This window comes from Endozoicomonas gorgoniicola (assembly GCF_025562715.2).
In the GTDB taxonomy this organism is placed as follows: Bacteria; Pseudomonadota; Gammaproteobacteria; order Pseudomonadales; family Endozoicomonadaceae; genus Endozoicomonas_A; species Endozoicomonas_A gorgoniicola.
Genome location: NZ_JAPFCC010000001.1, coordinates 4,073,902 through 4,099,493, shown reverse-complemented (window position 1 = coordinate 4,099,493; position 25,592 = coordinate 4,073,902). Strand labels below are relative to the sequence as shown.

Annotated in this window: 20 protein-coding genes; 15 read left to right on the top strand and 5 right to left on the bottom strand. The window is 46.8% G+C overall.

What is annotated here, in order from left to right; translation table 11 throughout:
- Positions 1-335 precede the first annotated feature (335 nt).
- Positions 336-1,733, top strand: coding sequence for an L-cystine transporter (locus tag NX722_RS18600; RefSeq protein ID WP_262564342.1), 1,398 nt, complete (start codon positions 336-338; stop codon positions 1,731-1,733).
- 102 nt (positions 1,734-1,835) lie between these two features.
- A complete protein-coding gene (locus NX722_RS18595; protein WP_262564341.1) occupies positions 1,836-3,170 on the top strand; it encodes a CoA-disulfide reductase in 1,335 nt (444 codons plus the stop codon).
- 91 nt (positions 3,171-3,261) lie between these two features.
- Here NX722_RS18595 and NX722_RS18590 read toward each other — a convergent pair whose 3' ends face one another.
- Positions 3,262-4,254, bottom strand: a complete 993-nt coding sequence (locus tag NX722_RS18590; RefSeq protein WP_262563592.1) for an IS30 family transposase — start codon at positions 4,252-4,254, stop codon at positions 3,262-3,264.
- A 136-nt stretch (positions 4,255-4,390) separates the two neighbouring features.
- Between NX722_RS18590 and NX722_RS18585 the strand changes: the two genes are divergently transcribed.
- From NX722_RS18585 to NX722_RS18575, 3 genes are read left to right on the top strand one after another with little or no spacing between them, the layout of a single operon-like run.
- A complete protein-coding gene (locus NX722_RS18585; RefSeq protein WP_262564340.1) occupies positions 4,391-5,269 on the top strand; it encodes a LysR family transcriptional regulator in 879 nt (292 codons plus the stop codon).
- A 35-nt stretch (positions 5,270-5,304) separates the two neighbouring features.
- Positions 5,305-5,898: a 5-formyltetrahydrofolate cyclo-ligase gene (locus NX722_RS18580; protein ID WP_262564339.1), complete on the top strand. Its 594-nt coding sequence runs from the start codon at positions 5,305-5,307 to the stop codon at positions 5,896-5,898.
- Between the two features lie 28 nt (positions 5,899-5,926).
- Positions 5,927-6,565 (top strand): hypothetical protein, encoded by a 639-nt coding sequence (locus NX722_RS18575; protein ID WP_262564338.1) that lies wholly within the window; start codon positions 5,927-5,929, stop codon positions 6,563-6,565.
- Positions 6,566-6,735: 170 nt separating this feature from the next.
- Here the strand turns inward: NX722_RS18575 and NX722_RS18570 are convergent, their stop codons facing one another.
- Both NX722_RS18570 and rep read right to left on the bottom strand, forming a co-directional pair.
- Positions 6,736-8,109: a hypothetical protein gene (locus tag NX722_RS18570; RefSeq protein WP_262564336.1), complete on the bottom strand. Its 1,374-nt coding sequence runs from the start codon at positions 8,107-8,109 to the stop codon at positions 6,736-6,738.
- Positions 8,110-8,932: 823 nt separating this feature from the next.
- Positions 8,933-10,945 (bottom strand): DNA helicase Rep, encoded by a 2,013-nt coding sequence (rep, locus tag NX722_RS18565; RefSeq protein ID WP_262564335.1) that lies wholly within the window; start codon positions 10,943-10,945, stop codon positions 8,933-8,935.
- Positions 10,946-11,103: 158 nt separating this feature from the next.
- Here rep and NX722_RS18560 point away from each other — a divergent pair, with 158 nt between their 5' ends.
- The 4 genes from NX722_RS18560 to NX722_RS18545 all read left to right on the top strand — a co-directional run bounded on the left by NX722_RS18560 (position 11,104) and on the right by NX722_RS18545 (position 14,986).
- Entirely contained in the window at positions 11,104-11,832 is a 729-nt protein-coding gene (locus NX722_RS18560; protein WP_262564334.1) for a redoxin domain-containing protein, read from the top strand.
- 114 nt (positions 11,833-11,946) lie between these two features.
- Positions 11,947-13,329, top strand: coding sequence for a Na+/H+ antiporter NhaC (gene nhaC, locus NX722_RS18555; protein ID WP_262564333.1), 1,383 nt, complete (start codon positions 11,947-11,949; stop codon positions 13,327-13,329).
- Between the two features lie 102 nt (positions 13,330-13,431).
- On the top strand, positions 13,432-14,085 hold the full coding sequence (locus NX722_RS18550; protein ID WP_262564332.1) for a hypothetical protein: 654 nt from the start codon (positions 13,432-13,434) through the stop codon (positions 14,083-14,085).
- A gap of 250 nt (positions 14,086-14,335) precedes the next feature.
- The gene (locus NX722_RS18545; RefSeq protein ID WP_262564331.1) at positions 14,336-14,986 is read left to right on the top strand and encodes a hypothetical protein; all 651 of its coding nucleotides are present in this window, start codon (positions 14,336-14,338) and stop codon (positions 14,984-14,986) included.
- Positions 14,987-15,061: 75 nt separating this feature from the next.
- On the opposite strand, the gene glk is transcribed toward NX722_RS18545, so the two are convergent.
- Entirely contained in the window at positions 15,062-16,009 is a 948-nt protein-coding gene (gene glk, locus NX722_RS18540) for a glucokinase (protein ID WP_262564330.1), read from the bottom strand.
- Positions 16,010-16,258: 249 nt separating this feature from the next.
- Here glk and NX722_RS18535 point away from each other — a divergent pair, with 249 nt between their 5' ends.
- The 3 genes from NX722_RS18535 to NX722_RS18525 all read left to right on the top strand — a co-directional run bounded on the left by NX722_RS18535 (position 16,259) and on the right by NX722_RS18525 (position 20,570).
- Positions 16,259-17,515: an outer membrane protein transport protein gene (locus NX722_RS18535; protein ID WP_262564329.1), complete on the top strand. Its 1,257-nt coding sequence runs from the start codon at positions 16,259-16,261 to the stop codon at positions 17,513-17,515.
- Positions 17,516-17,902: 387 nt separating this feature from the next.
- Positions 17,903-19,186 (top strand): dicarboxylate/amino acid:cation symporter, encoded by a 1,284-nt coding sequence (locus NX722_RS18530; RefSeq protein WP_262564327.1) that lies wholly within the window; start codon positions 17,903-17,905, stop codon positions 19,184-19,186.
- Between the two features lie 154 nt (positions 19,187-19,340).
- Positions 19,341-20,570, top strand: coding sequence for a dicarboxylate/amino acid:cation symporter (locus tag NX722_RS18525; RefSeq protein ID WP_262564326.1), 1,230 nt, complete (start codon positions 19,341-19,343; stop codon positions 20,568-20,570).
- 193 nt (positions 20,571-20,763) lie between these two features.
- Here the strand turns inward: NX722_RS18525 and syd are convergent, their stop codons facing one another.
- A complete protein-coding gene (syd, locus tag NX722_RS18520) occupies positions 20,764-21,324 on the bottom strand; it encodes a SecY-interacting protein (protein ID WP_262564325.1) in 561 nt (186 codons plus the stop codon).
- 241 nt (positions 21,325-21,565) lie between these two features.
- Here syd and NX722_RS18515 point away from each other — a divergent pair, with 241 nt between their 5' ends.
- Genes NX722_RS18515 through NX722_RS18505 form a run of 3 tightly spaced genes read left to right on the top strand, consistent with a single transcriptional unit; the run spans position 21,566 to position 25,479 of the window.
- Positions 21,566-23,053 (top strand): hypothetical protein, encoded by a 1,488-nt coding sequence (locus NX722_RS18515; protein WP_262564324.1) that lies wholly within the window; start codon positions 21,566-21,568, stop codon positions 23,051-23,053.
- Between the two features lie 60 nt (positions 23,054-23,113).
- Positions 23,114-24,106, top strand: coding sequence for an IS30 family transposase (locus tag NX722_RS18510; protein WP_262563592.1), 993 nt, complete (start codon positions 23,114-23,116; stop codon positions 24,104-24,106).
- Entirely contained in the window at positions 24,103-25,479 is a 1,377-nt protein-coding gene (locus NX722_RS18505) for a hypothetical protein (RefSeq protein WP_262564323.1), read from the top strand. Before NX722_RS18510 ends, NX722_RS18505 begins: the two co-directional genes overlap by 4 nt.
- Positions 25,480-25,592: the final 113 nt, after the last annotated feature.

Genomic DNA, 25,592 nt, shown 5'->3' with positions numbered 1-25,592 from the left:
TATTTATTTCAGTTATTTCCGGTGCATTGATAGTCTTTCCGGGCGTACTGCGAAGCAACGGTCAATATCAAAAAATGCTCGTCATGCAGTTTTATTCGGGTCATTCCATGTTCAACCACGTTCCTGTAAAGCTTACTCCCTGTTGTTGCTGAAAAGTCAGCGCAAGATAATAGCTAATAACTGCGATTGGTATAACTGATCGCCACGTGACAAAGTCTTCACTATCTTGTGATCAGTTCTGTGACGATGAGTACCCTTGAAACGTTCGCCTGAAACCGGCTTGCCCGCTCAACGTTAAAAAGCCATTCATTTTTATTGATTCTCAGGAGTACTCCATGAGTCTGTATGTAATGCTCAACATCGGCATGATGTTAGCAATGATCTATTACCTGTACCGCTTGCAAAGCCAGTATATGAAGTTTACCCGTCGTGTATTTATTGCACTGGGGCTCGGTGCCTCGTACGGCCTGATATTGCATTGGGTATATGGCCCGGGCTCGCAGACAATAACGTCATCTATCGAATACATTGATATTGTCGGGCGCGGCTATGTACAACTGCTGCGTATGATTGTGACACCGCTGGTGATGGTGTCGATTATTACAGCCATTCTTAAGTTTAAAGGTGGTCAGTCACTGGGAAAAATCAGTGGTGTCAGTATCGGAGTGCTGTTGTTTACGGTGGCAATCGCAGGCCTGATCGGCGTAGGCGTTTCACTGCTGTTTGGTCTGTCAGCAGAAGGGCTGACAGCAGGAGCCAGAGAGCTGGCCCGTGCCGAGATGCTGACTGACCGCCTGGGAACTGCCGAGCAGTTGTCTATTGCATCCATGTTGGTTGATGCGATTCCTGCTAATCCGTTCCAGGATATGGCCGGTTTGCGTTCTACTTCTATTATCTCTGTGGTTATTTTCTCGGCTTTCATTGGTCTTGCAGGGCTGGGAATTCATAAGAAAAAACCAGAGCAGGGTGAGTTGTTCGACAAGGCGATGGAAGTTACACACTCTGTGGTCATGCGTATGGTGACCGTCGTACTTCGCCTGACGCCTTATGGTGTGCTGGCTCTGATGACAAAAGTCATGGCTACCAGTCATTTTGATGACATTCTGAACCTGATCAACTTTGTACTGGCTTCTTATATTGCATTGCTGTTGATGTTCGTTGTGCATCTGATTCTGATTGGCCTGATGGGCGGCAATCCGCTGACCTTCGTGAAAAAGGTAATTCCTGTGCTGAGTTTTGCTTTTACCTCTCGCAGTAGTGCCGGCACCATTCCTCTGACGGTTCAGACGCAAACCCAAAGCCTGGGAATACCAGAAGGTATTGCTAACTTTGCAGCTTCTTTTGGTGCAACGATTGGTCAAAATGGCTGTGCAGGTATTTACCCTGCCATGCTGGCAGTCATGATTGCACCCACCGTAGGCATCAACCCTATGGACATTTCTTTCATCTTTACACTGATTGCCACCATTGTGGTGGGTTCTTTTGGTGTGGCTGGCGTAGGCGGCGGGGCAACCTTTGCGGCGCTGATTGTGCTGTCTTCACTGAATCTGCCAGTGGCTCTGGCTGGTTTGCTGATCTCCATTGAGCCATTGATTGATATGGGCCGGACGGCATTGAATGTTAATGGTGCCATTACTTCAGGATTTGTCACCAGTCGTCTATTGGGTGAGACAGATATGGACACGTATAACTCATCTCAGGAACTGGAGATGGATCTGGAAGCGGTATCCTGACCCTTCTACCTTCTTACCATTCTTAATACAAAACATCCCGGCTGGTCCGGGATGTTTTGTATCTCTCTTCAACGTCATGGATAAGCAATAAGGAATTCGGACATGAATATCGTCATTATTGGCGCAGAAGCGGCAGGCATGAGCGCTGCGGCAAAAGCCCGCCGTACTGACCGTGAAGCCAGTATTGTAGTGCTGGAACAGAGTGAGATTGTTTCCTTTGGTGCTTGTGGCCTGCCCTATTTTGTGGGTGGTTATTTTGATGATGCCTCTTATATGGCAGAGCGCAGTGCTGATCAGTTTGTTCAGTCCGGTATTGACCTGAGGGTTCGTCACCGGGTTGAGCAGGTGGATGCAGAAACGAAAACACTTCGGGTTCGAAATCTTGAAAGTAATGAAATCTACACAGAATCTTATGACCGTTTGATGATCGCAACCGGCGCTTCTGCTATTCGTCCGCCCATTGCCAACCTTGATCTTGGTAATGTGTTTTTCCTGAAGACTCTGGCGGACGGTTTTGGGCTGAAAGAAGCGACACTGGCTGACAGTGTTCAGGATGTTGTTGTCGTGGGAGCTGGTTATATTGGTCTGGAAGTCGTTGAAGCCATGAAAGAACGTGGCAAGCGTGTCCGGCTGATTGAGCTGTCAGACCGGGTCGTGAAAGACAGTTTTGACCCGGAAATCAGCGAGCTGATTGCGGATGAAATTAAACGACAGGGTGTTGAACTGCATCTGGAAGAATCGGTCCTCTCCCTGCAGGGCGATGCCACTGTAACGGGGCTTGTCACGGATAAGGGGCAGTACAAAGCCGATCTGGTGGTGGTTTGTACCGGTGTACTGCCCAATACACAGTTTCTCAAAGATACGGGTATTAACAGGCTGTCTAATGGCGCTCTGGTGATTGACGAGCAGGCTCGTACCAGTCTCAAAGACATATACGCGGCGGGCGACTGTGCCACGGTGTATCATCGTGTTAAGCAGGAACAGGTCTTTATACCCCTGGCGACCACGGCGAACAAGCTGGGGCGGATGCTGGGTGAAAACCTGACGGGGGCGGAGAAAACATTTCCGGGAACCCTTGGGTCTGCGGCGGTTAAGGTGCTGGATATTGAAGCGGGCCGTACCGGCATTTCCGAGGCAGACGCTAAAGCTGCCGGTATGGATTATAAGGTCGTTGTTATTAACGACAAAAGCCATACCAATTATTATCCGGGTCAGTCAGATATCCGGGTCAAACTGATCTATGAGCGTGAGAGTAAAAAAATTCTGGGCGGACAACTGGTCGGCAGGCGTGGTGCTGTACTGCGTGTTGATGCATTGGCAGCAGCTATTTATTCCGGCATGACTACCGAAGAGCTGGGTATGCTGGATCTCTGTTATGCTCCGCCGTTTGCCCGCACCTGGGATGCGCTGAATGTTGCGGGGAATGTTGCTAAATAATGATTCCCGGATTCAGGTTGCTGGCAGTAGCCTGGAACAGGCAGAATACTCTGGTGTCTTACAAGTCACCTGCTGAATAACAAACCTGAATTCAAGTCATAAGTGCATAACCCATGACTTTTCTTGCATCTATTCCAGTTGACTCTTTAAATGCCTCATAAGGAGTCTTGTAGCCCAGGCACTTTCTTGGCCTGTTGTTCAGCTTATCCACTGCAATGATGACATCTTTTTCTGTCACGCCATTAAGCTCCATCGACTTGGGGAAATACTGCCTTAGCAAACCATTAGCATTCTCATTCTGGCCTCTTTCCCAAGAATGGTAGGGGGCAGCAAAGTAGCTGTCACATTTTAAAGCTTTGGCAATTGATTCATGCTGAACAAACTCCTTTCCATTGTCGTATGTTATTGTCTTTACAAACCTTTTCAGAGGCTTGAGTACGTCAATTATTCCCTGTTTAACCGCTTTTGCCTTCTTGCCTGGTAGAGGGACAGCAAGGCGAAGCTTGGTTTTTCGTTCATCTAATGTAGCGATGGCTCCTTTATGATTTTTACCTATTACAGTATCAGCTTCCCAGTCACCAACTCGCTCTCTGTTGTTGACCACTTCGGGGCGTTCTTCAATGCCAACCCGATTTGGTATACCGGTTCGGTTATGAGCTGAACCGTATCGCTTTCGATAAGTTTTTTTCTGGTGCCTCAAGTGCTTATAGAGCGAGCCTCCGCGCCGTTTATCATCCGCTACAAATTGATAAATCGTCTCATGATGCAGCTTGATTACACCGTCCTTTTCAAGCCTTCCAGCCACTTGTTCAGGACTCCAATCTGAACGGATATCGTTTGAAATACGTTGTTTAATGTCGTCTGTCAGCTTAATAGCTTTTGGCTTATCTTTGTGCCGCTGCCGAGCTGTGCGATTAGCCTGTTGGTGCCTGTACCCTCTTTGCCCTTTATTGCGGTTTACTTCTCGCGACACGGTAGGCTGTGAACGGCCAAGCTTTTTAGCAATTTTGTTTTGTGAAGTCCCATTTTTGAGTTCAGTTTCGATATAATATCTCTCTTCAGAGCTCAGGTGTGTATAGGCCATCCTTGGCTTCCTCTGTATGGTTTGGTTGCTTTACAGAATACCCCTGAGTTCTGATTCACTTCAAAGGTTCTGAAACAATCCTCTGGTTACAGAGGTTATGCACTTATGATACGAATTCAGGAAATAACAAATAACAATGTCAAAAGTTACACTGGAACAGTGGCGTATGCTTCACGCTGTTGTTGAATATGGAGGTTTTGCCCAGGCTTCCAGCGCTCTGCATAAAAGTCAGTCGACGATCAGCTATGCCGTTAATAAGTTGCAGGATCAGCTGGGTGTGCGGATTCTTGAGGTGCGTGGGCGCAAGGCAGAACTGACAGAGGCGGGCAAGGTTATGCTGCGTCGTTCTCAGGTTTTGCTGAAGGAATGCGATGCTCTGGAAAAAATTGCAGGCAGTCTGTCGATGGGGTGGGAAGGCGAGCTGACGCTGGCGGTTGAGGTGTTATTTCCCGATACGATTCTGATGGATATTCTGGAAGATTTTTCGCAGGTATCACGCAGTACCCGCCTGGAGCTGGTGGAATCGGTGTTATCAGGAACCACTGAACGGTTGGTTTCTGGTCAGGCTGACCTGGTGATTACCGGTGTGCTGCCTTCCGGGTTTCTGGGCGAGAAACTGCTTTCTATAAGATTTTTGCCCGTTGCCCGTTTTGATCACCCCCTGTTTCAATCCGGCAAAACCATTACTGAAAAGGAATTAAAACAACAGCGACAGATTGTTGTTCGCGATTCCGGAATTAAACGCAGTAGCAGTGCTGGCTGGCTGGGTACTGAAGAACGCTGGACCGTGAGTAATATGACGACAGTGGTCCGGTTGCTGGAGCAGGGGCTGGGGTTTGCCTGGCTGCCTGAACACTATATTGAAGCGCAGCTGGAAGCCGGAACCATTAACGTATTACCCATGGATTCAAAGGGAATAAGGGTAGTGCCTCTGTATATGGTCTTTCCTGATGATGACAACACCGGTCCTGCCACTCAGGCGCTGGCAGAAATTGTCAGAAAACATTGTCGTTAATTTGAGAGGTCGTTAATTTGAGGAAGGGGTTAATCATGGATCGTAAGGCACTGAGGTCAGCGTTAAGAGATCGTCGTCGGGCGTTATCAGGGCTTCAGCAAGAGCAGGCAGCGGCTGGCGTGCTGAAACAGCTAAAACAGTTACCTGAATTCAGCAAAAGCCGGAAGCTTGCTGTGTACCTTGCCAATGACGGTGAAATCAGTCCCGAATGCATTGTGCAATATGCCTGGCATGAAGGCAAAAGCTGTTATCTGCCAGTACTGGATAATAATGATAAGACCCAAATGTATTTTCAGCGATATACCCCGGAGACGGTTCTGTTGCCTAATCGCTTTAATATTCCGGAACCCGTACTGGATTTGTCGTTGTGTATTCCGGCCACTGAACTGGATCTGGTATTGATGCCTCTAACCGGTTTTGATGAGTCGGGTGGACGTCTGGGGATGGGTGGTGGTTTTTATGATCGGGCCTTTGCCTTTGTCAAAACATCCGATAAGCCGGTTTTAGTCGGGCTGGCTCATGAATGTCAGAAAGTAGAATCGATTCCGGTGGCGGAATGGGATGTGCCAATGTCAGGCATAGTCACTGAGGGCAAAGCCTATAATGTGTTGAAGAAATTTTCTGATTAAAAACGGGGGACAACCCGGAGATTCTAAAGTGTCAGTAATTAATGGCAGTTTATTTGACGGCATCGTCCAGTTTCATGACCCTGAAAGTCAGGCAAAAACTGCTGTGATTGTAATAGACGAAAAGGATTGCCCGTGTATATCTGAAACATTCAGTAATTGTGTAGCCAGACAAAAAAGTCAGCAGTGTGTGCTACGTTTTTGTAAGGGTTTAGGTTGCCAAATCATTGTTGTACATGAATGCATAGAGCGCAGAGCCAAACATATCTATAACATTATTGGAGAACCAGATTTTTCATGTACAAAAGAGGATGATGGTGTACTTTCTTCCAGCACCAAGCCTCCTCTGATGAAGCATCTGGTACTCAATAACATAACCAGCCTTGTAATAATGGGATCGTATAGTTCTTTCTGTGTTAGAGAGACATTGATAGGCGGCTATGACGAGGAGCGGGTTTACCCGGGTTTACTGGATAAACAAATAACAGTACTTTCGTCTCCATCACTGATAGGCCCTTACTTGCCAGAAGCCTACGCACTGAAGCCAAAATTTAGTTCACCAGCGACTTCATATGAATTCTTTAAGCCCTTATTTAAAGGCAAATTGACCTGGCCTGTCTTTACTTTGCACCCTGGAATGAGGTTCTATACAAAAGTAACTCGGGTTTAAAGTCACAGCAGCCCCCTGCCACCCTCGTATTGTGACTGGAAATTGTCAACTTTTTATGTCAAGGGCTGGAGCCTTAAGTCAGTGCCATTGCCTTTGAATGCTTTACGTTTTCTGTCGTATCTTCAGCTGGGCGAACATCGACGTCTAATACTTGTGGCAGTCTCTCTTGCTTATCGCCCACCCGGAATATAATTATCCATGTAGTACTGCTGGCATTCAGGCCAGTTCAGATTCCCGCAAGTGCGACTATAAACTGCTGTTCTGAAGTCTTTGCCCGCATTCTCAGCAAGATGCACATAGTACAGCCCACACTGTCCGATATCATCAACGCCGCCACAAACTGATTGATACAAATAAGCTCTGATTCTTTCATTCTGATGAAGTAAGTAGCCAAAGGATGAGACCAGGAGAGTAGCGGTTACCTTATAGAGGGAGGTGAAGTGCCGGAATCGATTATTGCTATAACGCTCCCATTTATCTTTAACGGATTCTTCTGGAAGACCTTCTTTCAGCTTTGGGGTAACCCGGCTTTTCACAGGCTTTTCATCAGATAACCCCATACTTCTGAAATCGCCAGCTCGCGTATCGTAGCAAGTAGCAGGGCATTCATTGCTGCTGCAACTAGCAGGGCTTATTGGTGTTCCTGCAACCAGTGCAGGCTCTTCCTGAACAGACACGTTCAGCGGTTGCAAGGGCAATAACCCGTATTCGGGAGATACAACAAATCGGAATGATGCAGCATTCAGCATATCTTCCACCGATTGCTGAGAGAGTTCTCTGTAATACCGAATAGTTATTTCGAACTCTGGGATGTTGACAATTCCTGCGTCCAGAGAGTTCACGGGGTTCACGTAGCCCATGGATACTAACCTGACCCCGGAAGGGTCACTGCCATCAAGCACCAAAGTAGATTCAGCTGATGCCATTGACAGAAGAATGGCAACTTCAAGGCTTTCAAATTGATCCATATCCAGCCTGAGATCATTGATCAGCTCAATAGGGAGGCGGGCGACTTGTTCTGCATTTTGTCTAATGGGTTCTAAGGTATTTATCGCCGTTAGAAGGATGCTGTGATATCCATGATTCGAAATACGCTCCAAACTTGCTATCAGTTGCTCTCTCTGAAGTGCAAACTTCATCATAAGCTGTTTCACCAGCATGTCACTCACCGCTGCTGCCTGAGCATGAGGGCTATCCCACGACTGTGGGTCAATGTCTTGAAACCGGGAAATAACAGGCGGTTGTTCAGGAAGTCGAAGCATGAGTAACGTCATCAAGCGTGCACCATGAATCTCTATGCTGTCATGCTCCCTGTCATAGATTTGCATTGAGCGTACAATCGAGGAGGAATGGCAGAACCTGCCATCTTCCAGCGGTTTGCACTTAACCACTTTGTAATCCAGTGATTCGAGAATTTCTTGTAACTGTTCAGGTATAGCCGCTTCGTCGCCCTTGCCAGCTATTGCTACTCCAGCCCGACACACCAGAAAGGTTATTAACAGCGAGCGCACAAATAAACGTTTAAAGGTATCAGGCTCTCTCATCTCTCCACCACTGTTGTTTCTATTTATTTCGCAGCAAGGCTTTGGGGAATAAGCTCCAAAGCCCTATCACTTATAGACCATCTGAAAAGACTATGTACGAGAAAAAGTTTTTAGATAGTTTCTAAGTGAGAACTTTTCAGGGAGGATTCCTCTAGAGCTATTGGAGTAGACAAAGACAATGATCCGGAAGTGCATGAACCCAATAGAGATGTACTAAACGGGACGCAAAGAGCGCCCGGACGTTGCGTAAAAGTCATAGTGCCAGCAGCCCGGGGCGATCTCATTTGGAGCCAATGGCACTAACATTTTGCGCTTTTTTTTTGCAACTAATAATACCCATTCTGCCATCACCCCCTGCACATAAACATTAAGCTTGCCGTTCCCTGGCAGCCTTGCATATCAATGCCTAAATCAGTGAGGCGGTTGCGGCGGTAGTCGCTACAGCCAGAACAAACACTGTCAGCAATACAGAGATAGGGTCGCGGGTTTTTCTTACCATTATTATTACTCTCTCCGGTTTTTGTCAGGCAACTCCCCTGTGGATAGTGAATTTAGCCCGATAGTCAGCAACGATCAGCGGTAGAAAAAATAGGATTCTCTCCGTTAGTTTTTGTTGCTTTGTATTAAGTTTCCAGTGAAATCTGTCACAAAACATTAACCTCTGCAAGTAAACAGTCTTTGTCGCGCATAATTAATTAACTTAATTATGAGTTCAGTCAATATTTGTGCTTAATCCTGGAAAAAAATGGATAGATATTCAAAAAAGTCTCTGTTTTTTCAGTTTTTCTCGCAGGCTGCATTGAGTCTGCGAGGGTCGTTCTTATCAGCTGCTAAGACTTTGACGAAGCGCCGCAAGGGCATTGTTACCGGTCAGTTTTTTCTGTTCCTCAGTGGCTTTTTCACCAAATCCTGAATAGGTCAGGTCTTCCTGGGGTAGTTCATCAAGGAAGCGGCTGGGTGTTGTATCAATGACCTCGCCGAACTGTTTGCGTTGCCCTGCCAGGGTCATGGTCAGAGATTTTCTGGCGCGGGTAATGCCGACGTAAGTCAGACGACGTTCTTCCTCTATGTTGTCCTCTTCAATACTGGTTCGGTGTGGCAGCAGGTCTTCTTCCATGCCCATCATAAAGACATGTGGGTATTCAAGGCCTTTGGAGGCGTGCAGGGTAAGCAGTTGTACTCGGTCTGCGTCGTCTTCTTCTTCCTGACGCTCCATCATATCCCGAAGAATCAGGCGACTGATTGCGTCTTCCAGGGTAGCGTCTTCATCGCCCCGTTCAAGAGACTGCTGCAAAGAGTCGATCAGGAACCAGACATTGGCCATGCGCTTCTCTGCACCGGCCGGGGTAGCTGTTGTCTGCATCAGCCAGTTTTCATAGCCACAGTCGTCGATCATTTCCCGAACGGCTTTGAGTGGATCTTCCTCTGTCTGTGACAGTCTGGAAATAGTATCCATCCACTCAGTGAAATCCCTGAGTTTTTTCACATACTTTGGGGAAATCGCTTCCTGTAAACCCATTTCCTGACAGGCTGCGTACAGGCTTAACTGGTGTTCACTGGCATAATTACCCAGTTTTTCCAGCGTAGATGGGCCAATCTCACGACGGGGAACATTGACGACGCGCAGGAAAGCGTTGTCATCGTCCTGATTCACCAGAAGGCGCAGGTAAGCCATGATATCTTTGACCTCAGCCCGGGAGAAAAACGACGTGCCGCCATTAATATGGTAAGGGATCTGATGCTGTTGCAGTTTCATTTCCAGCAGGCGGGACTGAAAGTTACCCCGGTACAGCACCGCATAGTCACGGTAGTTGGTATCGTGTCTGAGCTTCTGGGTAAGGATTTCTGTAGCAATGCGTTCGCACTCGGCGTCGTCACTTTTGCAGCGGATCACCCGAATAATGTCGCCCATACCGAGTTCACTCCACAGGGTTTTTTCAAACACATGGGGGTTGTTGGCGATCAGGGTATTGGCGGCTTTAAGAATACGACTGGTGGACCGGTAATTCTGTTCCAGCTTGATGACCCTCAGGCTTGGGTAGTCATCTTTCAACAGCGCCAGATTTTCCGGGCGGGCGCCACGCCAGGCGTAGATTGACTGGTCATCGTCGCCTACTACCGTGAGCTTGCCACGAGTACCGACCAGAGCGCTGATCAGTTCATACTGGGCTCCGTTGGTATCCTGGTATTCGTCTACCAGAACGTAATGTACTTTGTTCTGCCAGCGTTCAAGAATCTCCGGATGGTGCCGGAACAGCATAACGGGTTGCAGAATCAGGTCATCAAAATCAACGGCGTTGTAGGCTTTAAGGGTTCGGTTGTAGTGCTCATAAACCCGCGCTGCCAGTTGTTCATGCGGCTGTCGCGCGGTTTGCATCGCTTCTGCTGGCAGCACCAGGTCGTTTTTCCAGTTGGAAATCGTGTGCTGCACACTGTCGACACTGTCTTCATCGGCACCCATTTCCCGCTGCATCAGTTCGCCAATCAGTGCGTGGGCATCCTGCGCATCAAAAATGGAAAAGCCGGGCTTGTAACCCAGCGCCCTGTATTCACGACGAATCAGGTTCAGTCCCAGGTTGTGGAAGGTTGAAACGGTCAGGCCATGTGATTTGCGTCCCTGAACCAGTTTTCCGACACGCTCTTTCATCTCCCGTGCCGCCTTGTTGGTAAAGGTGACGGCAATAATATTACGGGCATTGATGCCACAGGTTTCGATCAGATAGGCAATTTTGGTGGTAATAACACTGGTTTTACCACTGCCTGCGCCTGCCAGAACCAGTAAGGGTGTATCAATGTATTTGACGGCTTTAGCTTGTCGGTCGTTAAGTTTATGCACTGGCGGAACAATTATTAATGTGGGTAAATAATCGATTATACCAGTTATATCGCAGGTAGATGCTATTCAGAACACTTCTGATTCTAATGCCCCTGAGTTTATCTCCACTGATCTGATTTTCTGCTAAACCTGATTCGTACTTTGTACCCGAGGTTGTTATGAAAATCAGAACGTTTACTGTTATTTCTGCTGCGGTGGTTTCTCTGACCCTGACAGCGTCTTCTGCAGAAGCCTTTCCGATTCCCGGCAGCTATGCCCCTTTGTTTGAAGCACCGGCAGTGGTGCCGCAACAGGGTAACCCTGCTGGCAAGCTGGTGGAAACATTCAGTCTCTCCAGTTTGATTGGCAAAGGTCGGATTATGTTGCTGACCTATCCGAAAAACTGCACCTTTATCTGCCCCACTGAACTGATTGCCCTGAAAAACCGTATTGACGACTTTCACGAACTTGGTTACGAGGTACTGGTGCTGTCTACAGACGAAGCCTATCTGAATAAAGATAAAGAGGCTTCACATCAGGCGTGGCGTATGAGGTCGGACAAACCCGCTGCGGGTGACAGGAATACGCCGATTGGTATTGGTGATGCGGACTTTATCATGGTGTCTGATGCCGATCACAAGATTATTCGAAACTATGGTGTCGAAGGCGAGGACGGTCTGGCACTGCGGGCTACATTCTTTATCGACAGGCAGGGTAAGGTTCAGATTTCAGAAGTGCAGATGAACAGCATAGGGCGGGATGTTGACGAACTTTACCGGAAAGCGGCAGCACTGAAATTTGTAGAGGAAAACGAAGGCATGCTGGTGCCACAGGGTTGGAAGCCCGGTGATGGAGGAATGGAACACAGTCATAAAGACGTTCGAAACCAGATTAAGAAACAAAAATAAAGACGGCTGTTCGGGCTGTTGAGTGGCATTCAATAGCCCTTATGCTCCAGCTTTGTTAGTCTTGCAGACCGTAGAAACATTAATAATTTAATCAAACACAAGGAAGGTGGGAAGTTGGCTGTACACTCCAGACAACCGGGATTTCTTCATGCGTTGCTGACCTTTGGCCTTATTGTTATTACGATCGGCACTGGCCTTTTTATATTACAGACCAGCCTGCACAGTCTTATGCTGCTGTGCCTGCTAATTGCAGGCGTGAGCGCCCGGAGGTTGGGCGCAGATTACCACACCATAAAAAGTGCCATGAATGACGGTATCCATAGTGCATTATCCGCCATTTATATTTTCATTCTGATCGGAGTCATTATCGCTGCCTTTATTGAGAGCGGTACGCTGGCCACTCTGCTTTATTACGGTATTCGTCTGATTGAACCAGCCATCTTTCTACCGGCAGGGCTGTTGTTCTGTACCATCATGTCTCTGGCGACCGGTACCAGCTGGGGAACCGTTGGCACGGCAGGTGTGGTGCTGATGAGCATTGGTGAGTCCATGGGTTTTCCAGTGGCGGTTGTGGCAGGCATGATCATTTCCGGTGCCAGTTTTGGCGATAAAATGTCGCCGGTTTCAGACACCACAAACCTCTCGGCTATGACATCCAGAACCGATCTGTACGCTCATATAAAAAGCATGAGTTATACGAGTGGCCCCGTCTATTTAATCGTGCTGGCACTGTTTACGTTTTATGGGTTGAACTACAGCGAGAGCGTATTGCCTGCTGAACACCTGGACTCTTTATCCGACGGTTTGCGTTCAACGTTCAATATCAGTCTGTGGGCTCTATTGCCATTGTTAGCCATGCTGATACTTAGTACACGTCGAGTGTCTGCTGAACTGGCAATGGCCGGATCTGCCATCGTGGCGGTTCTGCTGGCTCTGGTTTTGCAAGGGCAGGAATTTGGCGTGGTGCTGAACAGTTTGTTCTATGGCGGCAGTGTCCGTTCCGAAGTGGCGGAGCTGGATTCATTGCTGGGGCGGGGGGGCATCTCATCCATGATGTGGACGTTGTCGCTATCCCTTATGGCACTGGCATTAGGCGGTATTCTGGATCGCTTTGGTTTTCTCAGAGTGCTGATTGTCGGCATTCTGTCCCGGGTAAAGCGTGCTGCCACACTGGTAGCAACCACCATTATCACCAGCCTGTTTGGCAATATGGGGATGGGTGAAGCGTACATGACGATTATTCTGGGTGGACAATTGTTTGGCGATGCCTACGATGAAAAAGGTTTAGACCGTTGTGTGATGAGTCGCTCACTGGAAGAAGGTGCAACGCTGACGACCGCATTAATTCCCTGGACGACAGGTGGAGCCTTCTTTGCCTCAACACTGGGTGTATCGGTTCTGGAGTATGCGCCATGGGCATTGCTTAACTGGATGAACCCTTTGTTTTCCATTGCACTGGCTTACAGTGGCTTTGCGTTGTTCCGAACCGGGAGGTAGTTGCGGCAGGGTTTGGCTTCTCTTGAACTATATTCTATAAGCCTGTCGAACTTAAGTTCGACAGGCTTTCGGAGTTCAGAAGGCAAGCTGGTAACGTTACGAATGTTGGATTTAGCCTTTCTCAGACTGCGGCCATTTGATGCGGTGCGGACAACAGGCTTCATTGTGCAATTAGACGGCGAAGAGTACTTCCTGTCAGGCAGGTGCAATGTTACCGGTATGCCATTCATTAACAATGATCGTATTGTAATACTTAATGTACGCTTAACCGATGCAGGCGAAGACTGGTACTGTGGATACAAATATAATGATGTAAAGTCGCTGTTCGTTCCCTTTGGACAGCCTGACGGTACACTTATTCTGACTTTCCCGATGAGTGGTTGTGCGCTTGAAGTAAGGCGTGAGGAAGAGGGAAACCGCATCTACCACGACGACAGGGGTGCTTGCATGCCACAGTCTGCACCTGGAGTAAAAGTACTAAGGGTGGATGCCTGTCATTATATGGATTGGCACAGCAGACATATTGAACGCGTGGCACGAGTAGCCTTTAAAACAATATTAGCCAGTGGGTCGTCTGGTGGTTGCGACTTTCAACACACCATAATATGCGTTAAACAAGGGCATTATTGGAAAGTTTATAACAACGCTTCCAGTAGTTTTTATAAACTGGATCCTTATACATTAGAAAAAACAGGCGAGGACTATTATCAGGCAAAAGACTATATACAATACGAGTTAGGATGCTTTCCTGATTGATCTGTTTACAGCCACCTTTTCGCCTGCCAGAGTGCTGTGGGCGCGGTACAGATTCTCCAGGCCAGAGCCGCAGAGAGTGGATTCCCAGTAAATATTTTCCATTGCCCTGGCATACAGTGGCTTTGCATTGTTCCTAACCGGGAGGTAGTTGCGGCAGGGTTTGGCTTCTCTTGAGCTATATTCTATAAGCCTGTCGAACTTAAGTTCGACAGGCTCCCGGAGTTCAGAAGGTAAGCTGGTAACGTTACTAATGGTGGATTTAGCCTTTCTCAGACTGCGGCCATTTGATACGGTGCGGACAACAGGCTTCATTGTGCAATTAGACGACGAAGAGTACTTCCTGTCAGGCAGGTGCAATGTTACCGGTATGCCATTCATTAACAATGACCGTATTGTGATGCTTAATGTACGCTTAACAGATGCAGGAAAGGACTGGTACTGTGGATACGAACAGAATGATGCAAACTCGCTGTTCGTTCCCTTTGGAGAGCCTGACGGTACACTTATTCTGACTTTCCCGATGAACGGTTGTGCGCTTGAGATAAGGCGTGAGGAAGAGGGAAACCGCATCTACCATGACGACGATGGTACTTGCATGCCACAGTCTGCACCTGGAATAAAAGTACTACGGTTGGATGCCTGTCATTATATGGATTGGCACAGCAGGCATATTTTACGTACGGAACGAATAGCCTTGAGAACAGTATTAGCCAGTGGACCTGGTGGTTTCGACTTTCAACATACAATCATCTGCGTTAAGCAAGGGCATTATTGGAAAGTTTATAACAACGCTGCCAGTTATTTTTATAAAGTAGACCCTTGGTCATCAGAAAAAATAAACGAAGACTATTATCAGGCAAAAGACTATATACAATACGAGTTGGGATGCTTTCCTGATTGATCTGCTTGTTGAGTGGTCTGTTTATTGAGTAATAGCATCAGGCTGGGTTGACTACCAACCCAGCGGATAAAGAGATTAGACCAGGGGGTTATGCAGAGCAGCACTGGCACCGATCAGTCCGGGGTTGTCAGCCACCACCAGATACGTTGGTATCTGTTGCAGGTAATCCACCATTTTAACGTTGGTTTCAAACGCTTCCCGGAATTTTGATTCAGCAAAGAACTCCGGGAAGCGGGGAATAATGCCACCGACGATATAAACGCCACCACGAGCCCCCAGCGTCAGAGCCGCATTGCTGGCGGCTCGACCGAGCAGTTCGCAGAAATGTTCAAGGGCTTGTTCTGCCACCTTTTCGCCTGCCAGTGCCTGCTGAGTGATTTCAAAGTCTTTGAGTCTGTTGTTTTCGCCTGCCAGAGCGCTGTGGGCGCGGTACAGATTCTCCAGGCCAGAGCCGCAGAGAATGGATTCCCAGTAAATAAAGTCTGATGTTTTGTGCAGTTCTTTAAGAACCGCAATATCCAGATCACTCACCGCAGACAGGGCAGCATGGCCACCTTCTCCCGGCAGTGGCAGCCAGTGTTCACCAACTTCTTTCAGTCCTGCTACCCCCAGGCCGGTGCCAGGGCCGATAATCAGGCGGGCAGCATGTTCCAGGCCTTCGCCCCGACCCACCTTGATCAGTTCACTGTCTTTAAGGGCAGGCAATGCAAGCGCCTGTGCCGTGAAATCGTTAATGACCTTGAAAGACTCAAGCCTCAGCTTGTCCTGCATGGACTTGCAGTTAAACGCCCAGTGGTTGTTGGTCATGCTGATGTTTTCACTGACCGGACACGCCATTGCAAGACAGGCTTCGTCTACCGTTGTGTTTTGTGCTTCAAGGTAAGCATTAAAGGCTGCATCAAGATTTTCATAATCGTCACAGGTCAGAATCTGTACACTTTTTGAATCCAGCACATCGTTATGGCTAAGGGCAAACCGTGCATTAGTGCCGCCAATATCTGCGACCAGGGCGGAATCTTTCATAATACTTCACTTATCGGTATAAGAAATTAGTGGTAATAAATGCGAAGCGGCAAGTTTATGTGAAATTCCGAATGAATTGCAGCCGCTATTTGGGAAATCGGCTAAAAGAACTCAATAGTCGTATATTTTTTGGAAATTATACTTATAATGGCTGTGTTTCGGGAGTTGGATCTTTTGTTCCCGGCGACACCTGACTGAAACACAGACAGGTCAGGTACAAATAATAATTCTAAGAAACAGGAAGCCGTTATGAATAATAAATGTCTACTTAAGAAAACCCTGCTTGCGACCACGATTGCCTTCGCTTCACAACACGCAGCGGCTGCTGGTTTTCAGTTAGTTGAACATTCTGCCACGGGTTTAGGCCGGGCTTTTGCCGGGGAAGGTGCCATTGCTGACAATGCCGCTGTGGGGGCAAGAAACCCTGCTGCGATGGCAATGTTTGACAGGGCTGCATTCTCTGGCGGTCTTACTTATATTAATCCGAGTGTGGATGCAGAAGTTCATGGTGCAACCTATGGCGATACAGGTAAAGCCAAAGATATTGCTCCGGACGCATGGGTGCCAAATATGCACTATATCCACCCAATTAATGAACAGTTTGCTGTGGGTACATCGGTTTTCTCAAACTTTGGTTTGTCAACGGAATACCCAAAGAATGTTGGTTCTCTAGGCGGTGGTAATACCGATCTTATGACGGTGAACTGGGCAGTAAACGGCTCTTATCGTATTAATGAACAATTTAGTGTCGGTGCTGGTTTGAATGTTTTGTACGCCGATGCTGAGCTGAATCGCTATATTCCCCCAAAAGTTCCGGGTATCGGAGGACGTCGTGCTATCAAAATGGAAGGGGATGGTTATGGCTATGGATGGAACGTTGGCGCGATCTGGGAAATAGACCAGAATAACCGGATTGCTTTGACGTATCGCTCAAGCATTGACACAACCCTTGAAGGCAAGGGTGATTTCCTCGGAGAGGGATTAACCAATACATCAGCCGAACTGGATATTGAATTTCCGGATCTCTGGGAATTGTCTGGTTACCACAGAGTGGCTCCGAAATGGGCAGTCTCATACAGTGTTCTCCGTACGGGCTGGAGTAGCTTCAAAGAGCTGAAAGCAACTTCCTCTTCATGCAAGGTTGGAAACGGTGTCTGTTTCGAGAAAGAAGAAAACTGGAAAGATGCATGGAGATATTCAGCAGGTGTCACCCATTACCTGAACAACCAGTGGACGCTCCGGGCAGGTGTCGCAATTGACCACAGTCCAGTGAAAAGAGATGACAGAACGCTCAGCATTCCAGACAGTGACCGTTTCTGGTATTCCATTGGTGCAACCTACGCCATTCAGGAAAACATGACCATTGACGCAGGCTTTGCTTATCTGGATGGTGACCAGAAAAAAGGACAGGAAGTTGAAAGTACTGGGTTTGGTAATGTTGAGTATGAATTTGAAGCAGGTGGCGACGCCTACATCTTCGGTATGCAGTTCAGCTACTGGTTCTAAGACAGAAAATATCTGCTTCGCTGCGTAGGTTAGGACGAACGAAGAGACTCCCAACACGGTGAATAACATTGAGCTCCCGTGTTGGGAATTACCCAAGGGCATAAACGCGTTCCGCTCGTCCCAACCTACATCGCTATACGTACAAGCCGCGTAAAAAAATATTGTGGTTTTTTCTTTTGACGATCATACGACCAGTTAAGGGTATATTTAGGAAAAAAGAACAATATCCATTTATATTTTTTTTAATTACTCTTTTTGCAGAAAAAAACTCTGAAATTTCTTACTTTTCACAGGGTTGTGTTGTCTGAGGCTCATCTATAAAGTGCGCGTATTATTAATAAATTTCATATTGCGCGAACATTTTCTGTTCTGGGAGCCAGGCATTTAATGGGTAGTAATCTAGCCCCCCGTATACTTCTTGCTTTGCTTATTGGCCTTATATTTGGTGGCCTGGTGCAGGCGTTTGCAGCACCGGAAGGTTTTTTGCAGACGTATCTGATTGAAAACACCTTCGGTACCGCTGGCTCCCTGTTTGTTGCCATGATCAAGCTGGTGGTTATGCCGCTGATTTTTATTTCCATTGTGAATGCCGTCTGTACACTGGAAGACATCAGCCAGTTTGGTCGTCTGGGAGTGAAAACCTTTGGGCTTTACCTGATCAATACGGTGATTGCTATTGCTGCTGCTATTTTCCTGGCCACTCTTCTTCAGCCCGGGTTAGGCGCAGATCTGGGAATGGCTGATGCCTCTGTCGGCCTCAGTCTGAGGGAGCCGCCATCACTGCTGGCAATGGTTATTGGTATTGTTCCGGCGAATCCTTTCCAGGCCTTTGCGGAAGGTAATATTTTGCAAATCCTGTTCATGGCGATTATTACTGGTGTGGCTATCAAGAAGCTGGAAAATCACGACACACACAGTGCCAGTAAAGCCTTTGCCGTTGCCAACAATGTGATGATGAAGCTGATCACCATGATTATGTCTCTGGCTCCGTGGGGGGTATTTTTCCTGACAGCACAGATGGCGGCAACCCTGGATATGGCCAGCATTCTGAGCGTTATGTCTTACGTAGGAACCGGCCTGCTGGTGATTGTGTTCTGGCTGTTTGTGTTTTACCCGCTGGTGGTGGGGGCTATTACCCGTCGCAGCCCGGTGGAGTTTATTCGCCAGACCCGTGAACAGATGATGTTTGCACTGTCTACTGCCAGTTCCAATGCCACTATTCCAGTCACTCTGCGCACTCTGACTGACAAGCTGAACGTCTCAAGTCGTGTAGCTGGATTCTCTGTGCCACTGGGTGCCACCATGAACATGTCCGGTGCGGCCATCTACATGGTGGTGGCGACCATCTTTGTTGCCAATGCTTACGGTCTGACACTGGGCGGTGCTGAACTGGTCACTCTGGGCTTTACCACTTTCCTGCTGGCTATTGCTACGGGAGGAATTCCCGGCGGAGCGATTGTGACTATTGGTGTACTGTTGCATACCCTGGGTCTGCCGGTAGAAGCAATGGGTATCATTATTGCCGTTGACCGGATTCTGGACGCTGCCTGCACTGTGGTTAATGTAGTCGGCGACACGGCCGTCAGCACTATTGTTGCCCATACCGAAGTATGTCATGAAGCCGGAGGTTCTGAGGAAAGCTATGGCTCAGCCAACTCAGCATTTGCCTGATTGATACGAAAGAAATTATTAACTCATGCTCCTTTCTAAAGCGCCCTTCGGGGCGTTTTTTTTGTGCGCTGTTCCGGGGGATAAGCAGGAAGGTCCCGGTTGTTGTCGCTAAGCTTCATCTACGTCGGTATTGTCTGTTCTGGAGCCAGATACTATGGATAATCGCCTTGCCTCTCATATTCTAATTGCGCTGATTATCGGCCTTGTTTTTGGCGGTGTTGTGCAGGCGTTTGCAGCTCCGGATGGCTTCCTGCAGACAGTGGTGATTACAAACACTTTTGGAACCGGTGGTACCCTGTTTGTCGCCATGATCAAGCTGGTGGTGATGCCCCTGATCTTCATTTCTATTGTCAATGCGGTCTGCACACTGGAAGACATCGGTCAGTTTGGTCGTCTGGGGGTATTAACCTTTGGGCTTTATCTGGTGAATACCGTTGTTGCTATTGTGGCTGCTATCTTTGTTGCCAGCCTGTGGCGGCCGGGGTTGGGGGCAGATCTGGGACTGGCTGATCCTTCTGTCACTCTTAGCCTTGAAGAGCCGCCCTCGTTGCTGGCGATGGTCGTTAATATTGTTCCTGTGAACCCTTTTCAGGCGTTTGCAGAAGGGGATATTCTGCAAATTCTGTTTATGGCCCTGATTACCGGTGTGGCTATTAAAAAGCTGGACAAACCGGACTCTGTAAGAGCCAGTAACGCGTTTGCTGTCGCCAATAATGTGATGATGAAGCTGGTCACTATGGTCATGTCACTGGCTCCCTGGGGGGTCTTTTTTTTGACTGCCAAGCTGGCAGCTACCCTGGATATGAATAGCATTCTGAGCGTGCTGTCTTATGTGGGAACCGCTTTGCTGGTGATTTTGTTCTGGCTGTTTGTTTTTTATCCGCTGGTGGTTTTTCTCACTACCGGTCGCAATCCACTGGATTTTATCCGAAAAACCCGTGAACAGATGATATTCGCCCTGTCCACTGCCAGCTCTAATGCCACGATTCCGGTGACTCTGCGCACACTGACTGACAAGCTGAACGTCTCTAGTCGTATTGCCGGATTCTCTGTGCCGCTTGGCGCCACCATGAATATGTCGGGTGCGGCGATCTATATGGTGGTTGCTTGTATCTTTGTTGCTGATGCTTACGGGTTGACTCTGAACAGGGTTGAACTGATTGACCTGGGGTTTACTGCTCTGTTGCTGGCTATTGCTACGGGTGGAATTCCCGGAGGCGCGATTGTGACCATTGGTGTACTGCTGAATACTTTGGGGCTGCCATTGGAAGCAATGGGTATCATTATTGCCGTTGACCGGATTCTGGACCCCGCCTGCACCGTGGTTAACGTTACAGGCGATACGGTGGTTTGCACTATTGTTTCTCACAGAATCACGTTATGAAAAAACCGCGTAATACCTCCTGCGACAGCCTCCTCAGGTGGGGGAGGATGTCAATTTTGCTGCAATGGCTTTGGCTGATCGCAGCGCAGACTCCTGGCTGTCAAACCAGTTGGTCCAGCCGCCTGCATAGAAAATGCCATATTTCCCCTGCCAGATCAGGAAAGGCCCAGGATTTAACAAGGTTTGTTAATTATCAGACAACCGGCTCCAGACTGGTAATAAATTCAGTCATTGAACCGGCTATCTTCCGGTGAGGCTTTTTGCCCACCTTTTCAGCCCAGATTTCACCAGTACTGTTGACCACAGACAGAATGACATCATCAATATCCGTCACAGCAAAAAATACCGTTTCCTGCTGCCTGAGTTGGCGCTTCATCCATACATGCCCCAGCATATTTTCCTGCAGTCGTTCAAAGTCTTCCGGGCTCCAGGGAAACAACAGCTCCAGCTTCCCGTCTGAAGCTTGTGCGGCAAGGTTGGCACAAAAGAAACTGCCAAAATACGTTTTGATATCCGGATGAAGCTCCAGTTCAAGAGCCTGTTCAATATTGGCAAAATCCAATGGAGGTTCGCAGGGAACCGGCTGCCAATGTGCGGTTTCACCATTTTTGACTTCACCCTGCTCACAGGGAGAAGGCCAGTCACTGTCGTGTTCTACAGTGGGTGGTTGATGGTGTTGCTGTTGGTACGATTGAAAATGTCGGCGATGAAATTGCTGTAAAGCACTGATCAGGTCGGAACGACTCGCATTCATTGGCAGTGAGAACCTTTAAAAAATAGTAAAAATAATGGTAACAAGAGGGGAAGTCTTTACGACACCAGTCTGTAGCACTCAGCTGACTTAATGCCCTTTTGCTAAGCTTATCCGTCGCTTTCAAACCATTTTCCCATGAGCGAATTATGCAGTACATAAAGAGATTAGTTGGTGTTTTTTTTTAACATGTCTACTTTTTTCCGAGGCATCTGTTTCTTCTGATAATAATGTCTGCAACAGGTTGTCGGATGATGATAAGCAACCCTGTCTCGATTTTATCAAAAAATATCCGGGAGACTACCAGACAGAGGAGCTGAAAAAAGATAGCGAAATTTACCTATATAATAAAAGTAACACTATTTTTTTTCTTGATGAGGACAGTGTTTTACCCTATCCAATCACTATTGTAAGCTCTAATCAGATCGCTTTGTTTGGCGTTAAAAAAAGTGATGGTAAAAAACCAAAATTAACCATCTCGGAGCAGCCTGAAGATGTACCAGAATCAATAAAGCTAAAAGGAATTAGAGAAATTTATAAGTACCGGCTTACTCACCCGAGTTATTACGGGCAGGAAATCATTGGTAGTATTGATCAGTGTGAGAGCTGCTTAATCTCGGGTTTTTCTGTTGATAGGGATGTTCAAGATTATAATGAAAAAATAAAGAAAATATTTACTGTAAAAGGCAGCAAGTCTATCGTGCATTTGAATGATATAGAAGCGAAAGGCGACACTCATACTGAGACCGGATATTTTATGGCTGAGAATATACTCTCACTGACAATATCAAACTTTTACGCCAGTAGTGAAGATAACAATAAATTAAAGGAACCTGCCATTACCATAAAAAATACGCCTGAGATCAAACTTGAAAATATTTCAATAAGTGAAATTGATATTGAAGATTTTTATAATCCGTCTGAACCCAAAAAAATAATAAGTTTGATTAATCCGGTTGATTTTACTGTATTAAATGCAGATATTGCTGCCAGTTCTTATGGGCAACCAACAAACCCCGTTTATATAGGGCTTTCCATCTCGTTTGAGAGTCCTGAGAAATATATAAAAAAACGGGTTAATGGGGTCATTGAACAATTTGACTTTAGTGGTTTTGGGTTAATCACCGACAGGGCTGAGGGGATACGCTTTGATGGTACACCCGGTTTATGGGCTGGGTTGTTAATAGAAGCTTACCGACAGGTTAAAGGCTTAGTGACAATCAAGGACTTAACGGTAGAGGATGGTAGCAGTAAAACTAACATTATTAATCTTCCAAATCTTCAAATAAAAGGGTTGAACGTGCAGTCTACCTCTGTCAGTAGGGTTAATAACGTAATGTCTACCCTCCCTGTACTGTTGACACCGATCCTGTCAAGAGCATATCCATCCATAAGCCATACTCGTTCCCATTCATTAATGGTGGTAACACCAGCAGCGACAATACAGGTCAATGCCACCCAAACGGTAACACCCTCTCCCGTTGACAGGGGCGCAGAAAACATGAAGGTCTGTAACCGTCTTGTCAAATCAGACAGGCGGTTATGCCTTAAATTTCTTGAAAAGAATTCCGCTGACTTTGAAGTTAAGTCATTAGCGGATAATACATCGATCTCTATTGTTAATCAGAGTAATAAACTATTTCTCATCATTGGCACACAGAATTTATCTCACCTGAATTCGTATCATAAGTGCATAACCTCTGTAACCAGAGGATTGTTTCAGAACCTTTGAAGTGAATCAGAACTCAGGGGTATTCTGTAAAGCAACCAAACCATACAGAGGAAGCCAAGGATGGCCTATACACACCTGAGCTCTGAAGAGAGATATTATATCGAAACTGAACTCAAAAATGGGACTTCACAAAACAAAATTGCTAAAAAGCTTGGCCGTTCACAGCCTACCGTGTCGCGAGAAGTAAACCGCAATAAAGGGCAAAGAGGGTACAGGCACCAACAGGCTAATCGCACAGCTCGGCAGCGGCACAAAGATAAGCCAAAAGCTATTAAGCTGACAGACGACATTAAACAACGTATTTCAAACGATATCCGTTCAGATTGGAGTCCTGAACAAGTGGCTGGAAGGCTTGAAAAGGACGGTGTAATCAAGCTGCATCATGAGACGATTTATCAATTTGTAGCGGATGATAAACGGCGCGGAGGCTCGCTCTATAAGCACTTGAGGCACCAGAAAAAAACTTATCGAAAGCGATACGGTTCAGCTCATAACCGAACCGGTATACCAAATCGGGTTGGCATTGAAGAACGCCCCGAAGTGGTCAACAACAGAGAGCGAGTTGGTGACTGGGAAGCTGATACTGTAATAGGTAAAAATCATAAAGGAGCCATCGCTACATTAGATGAACGAAAAACCAAGCTTCGCCTTGCTGTCCCTCTACCAGGCAAGAAGGCAAAAGCGGTTAAACAGGGAATAATTGACGTACTCAAGCCTCTGAAAAGGTTTGTAAAGACAATAACATACGACAATGGAAAGGAGTTTGTTCAGCATGAATCAATTGCCAAAGCTTTAAAATGTGACAGCTACTTTGCTGCCCCCTACCATTCTTGGGAAAGAGGCCAGAATGAGAATGCTAATGGTTTGCTAAGGCAGTATTTCCCCAAGTCGATGGAGCTTAATGGCGTGACAGAAAAAGATGTCATCATTGCAGTGGATAAGCTGAACAACAGGCCAAGAAAGTGCCTGGGCTACAAGACTCCTTATGAGGCATTTAAAGAGTCAACTGGAATAGATGCAAGAAAAGTCATGGGTTATGCACTTATGACTTGAATTCAGGTCATCCTATTACGATCGCAAACTGTAATAATATTGCTATTTTTGGTGTTACGAGTCTAGATAATATACAGCCCATGCTGAAGCCGGCTGCAAAGTACAGAGTAGCTTCCTATATAAAGGAAGATGTTATAGGAACTATTTTTAACTGCAATAATTGTGTTATCTCCGGGTTCAGTTTTAAAACATGGATTTCATCAAAAAATAAAAATACAGACAAGCTGTTTAATGTTTCCGGTAAAAATACAGCCATTCATTTTAATAATCTGATTATCAGGAAAAATTATCTTTCCAGGTATTTTGATATTAATGGCGTTAATTCGGTAAAAATAAGTAACGTTGCTATCAACTACCGGGAGCATAAAGACAATCAGGTAGCCAGTCCGGCTATCAACGTTACCAATACGAACCTTACAGATATTAACCATCTTTCCATCATCAATTTTGACCCTTACCTGAATGATGGTGACGCAGGACTGATCACCCTGGTCAACCCTGTCAGGTTTAAAATCAGAAATACAACGTTTCAAGGCTCCAGGTTCAGTGCTGATGCTGGTTATGGCTCAAAAATGATTCCCATTTATGTAAGGTTTAATGATTTCATTAAATATAAGCATTTGCCTGTCTATGGCAGCTTTAGCAATATCTCAATGACTCGTTATGATGGCTGGCCTTCTCACTGGGGTGGCATTACTCTGGACGGCCAGTCTGAAAGCCTGGCAAGCCTTTTAGGTGGACAGTATAAAAACATCCTGGGAACAGTCACCCTGAGAAATACATTGCTGCCAAATTCCGGTGGCAAAGTAAGAAAGAAATTTTTACCTAACCTGTGGGTTGATGATGGTACTTCATTATCATCCACCGCAAAAACTTCCACTACAGGGACCTCCTCTACACCAACGACTGAAACAGTCACCATAAAAACAGACGCGATGCTGTCAAAAACAACGCTCATGCCAACAGAAACGCTGGTAGCGACAACACCTGTAAAGCCATTCCCCACCTTATCAACCAACCGTCAAACAACCACTCCGGCTCTGACAACATCAATGACAAGAATGACAAGAATGACAAGCAAGCCTTTGCCCACAAGTTCCCGTGTTTCTCAAACAGGCGTTCCCTTTACAGATAACAAGATTAAGCCTTCCCGGGCTGCTCCGGACGTTTCTGTCCAATCGACACTTAGAAATATCAACAGTACCCGTTCGGAGACAGAAAATAGCTCTGTGTCATCAACAGGAGCAATCTTGGGTGGCAGCATAGGCAGTGTGATTTTAGTTACGGCGGTTACTATCGTAGCCACCCTTTATTGCCGCCAAAAGCGTAAGGCAAATCCGGGCGAGGCTGGTTTGCAGATGATGCCGAAATAGAAAAAAACTATCACACCGATTTTACCAATCAATTGTACGTTTTTTCCTGCGCTTCTTAGTATTAAACCCATCAACGGGACGCAGCAACAAGCCGTCGTCCCGAAGGATAAACA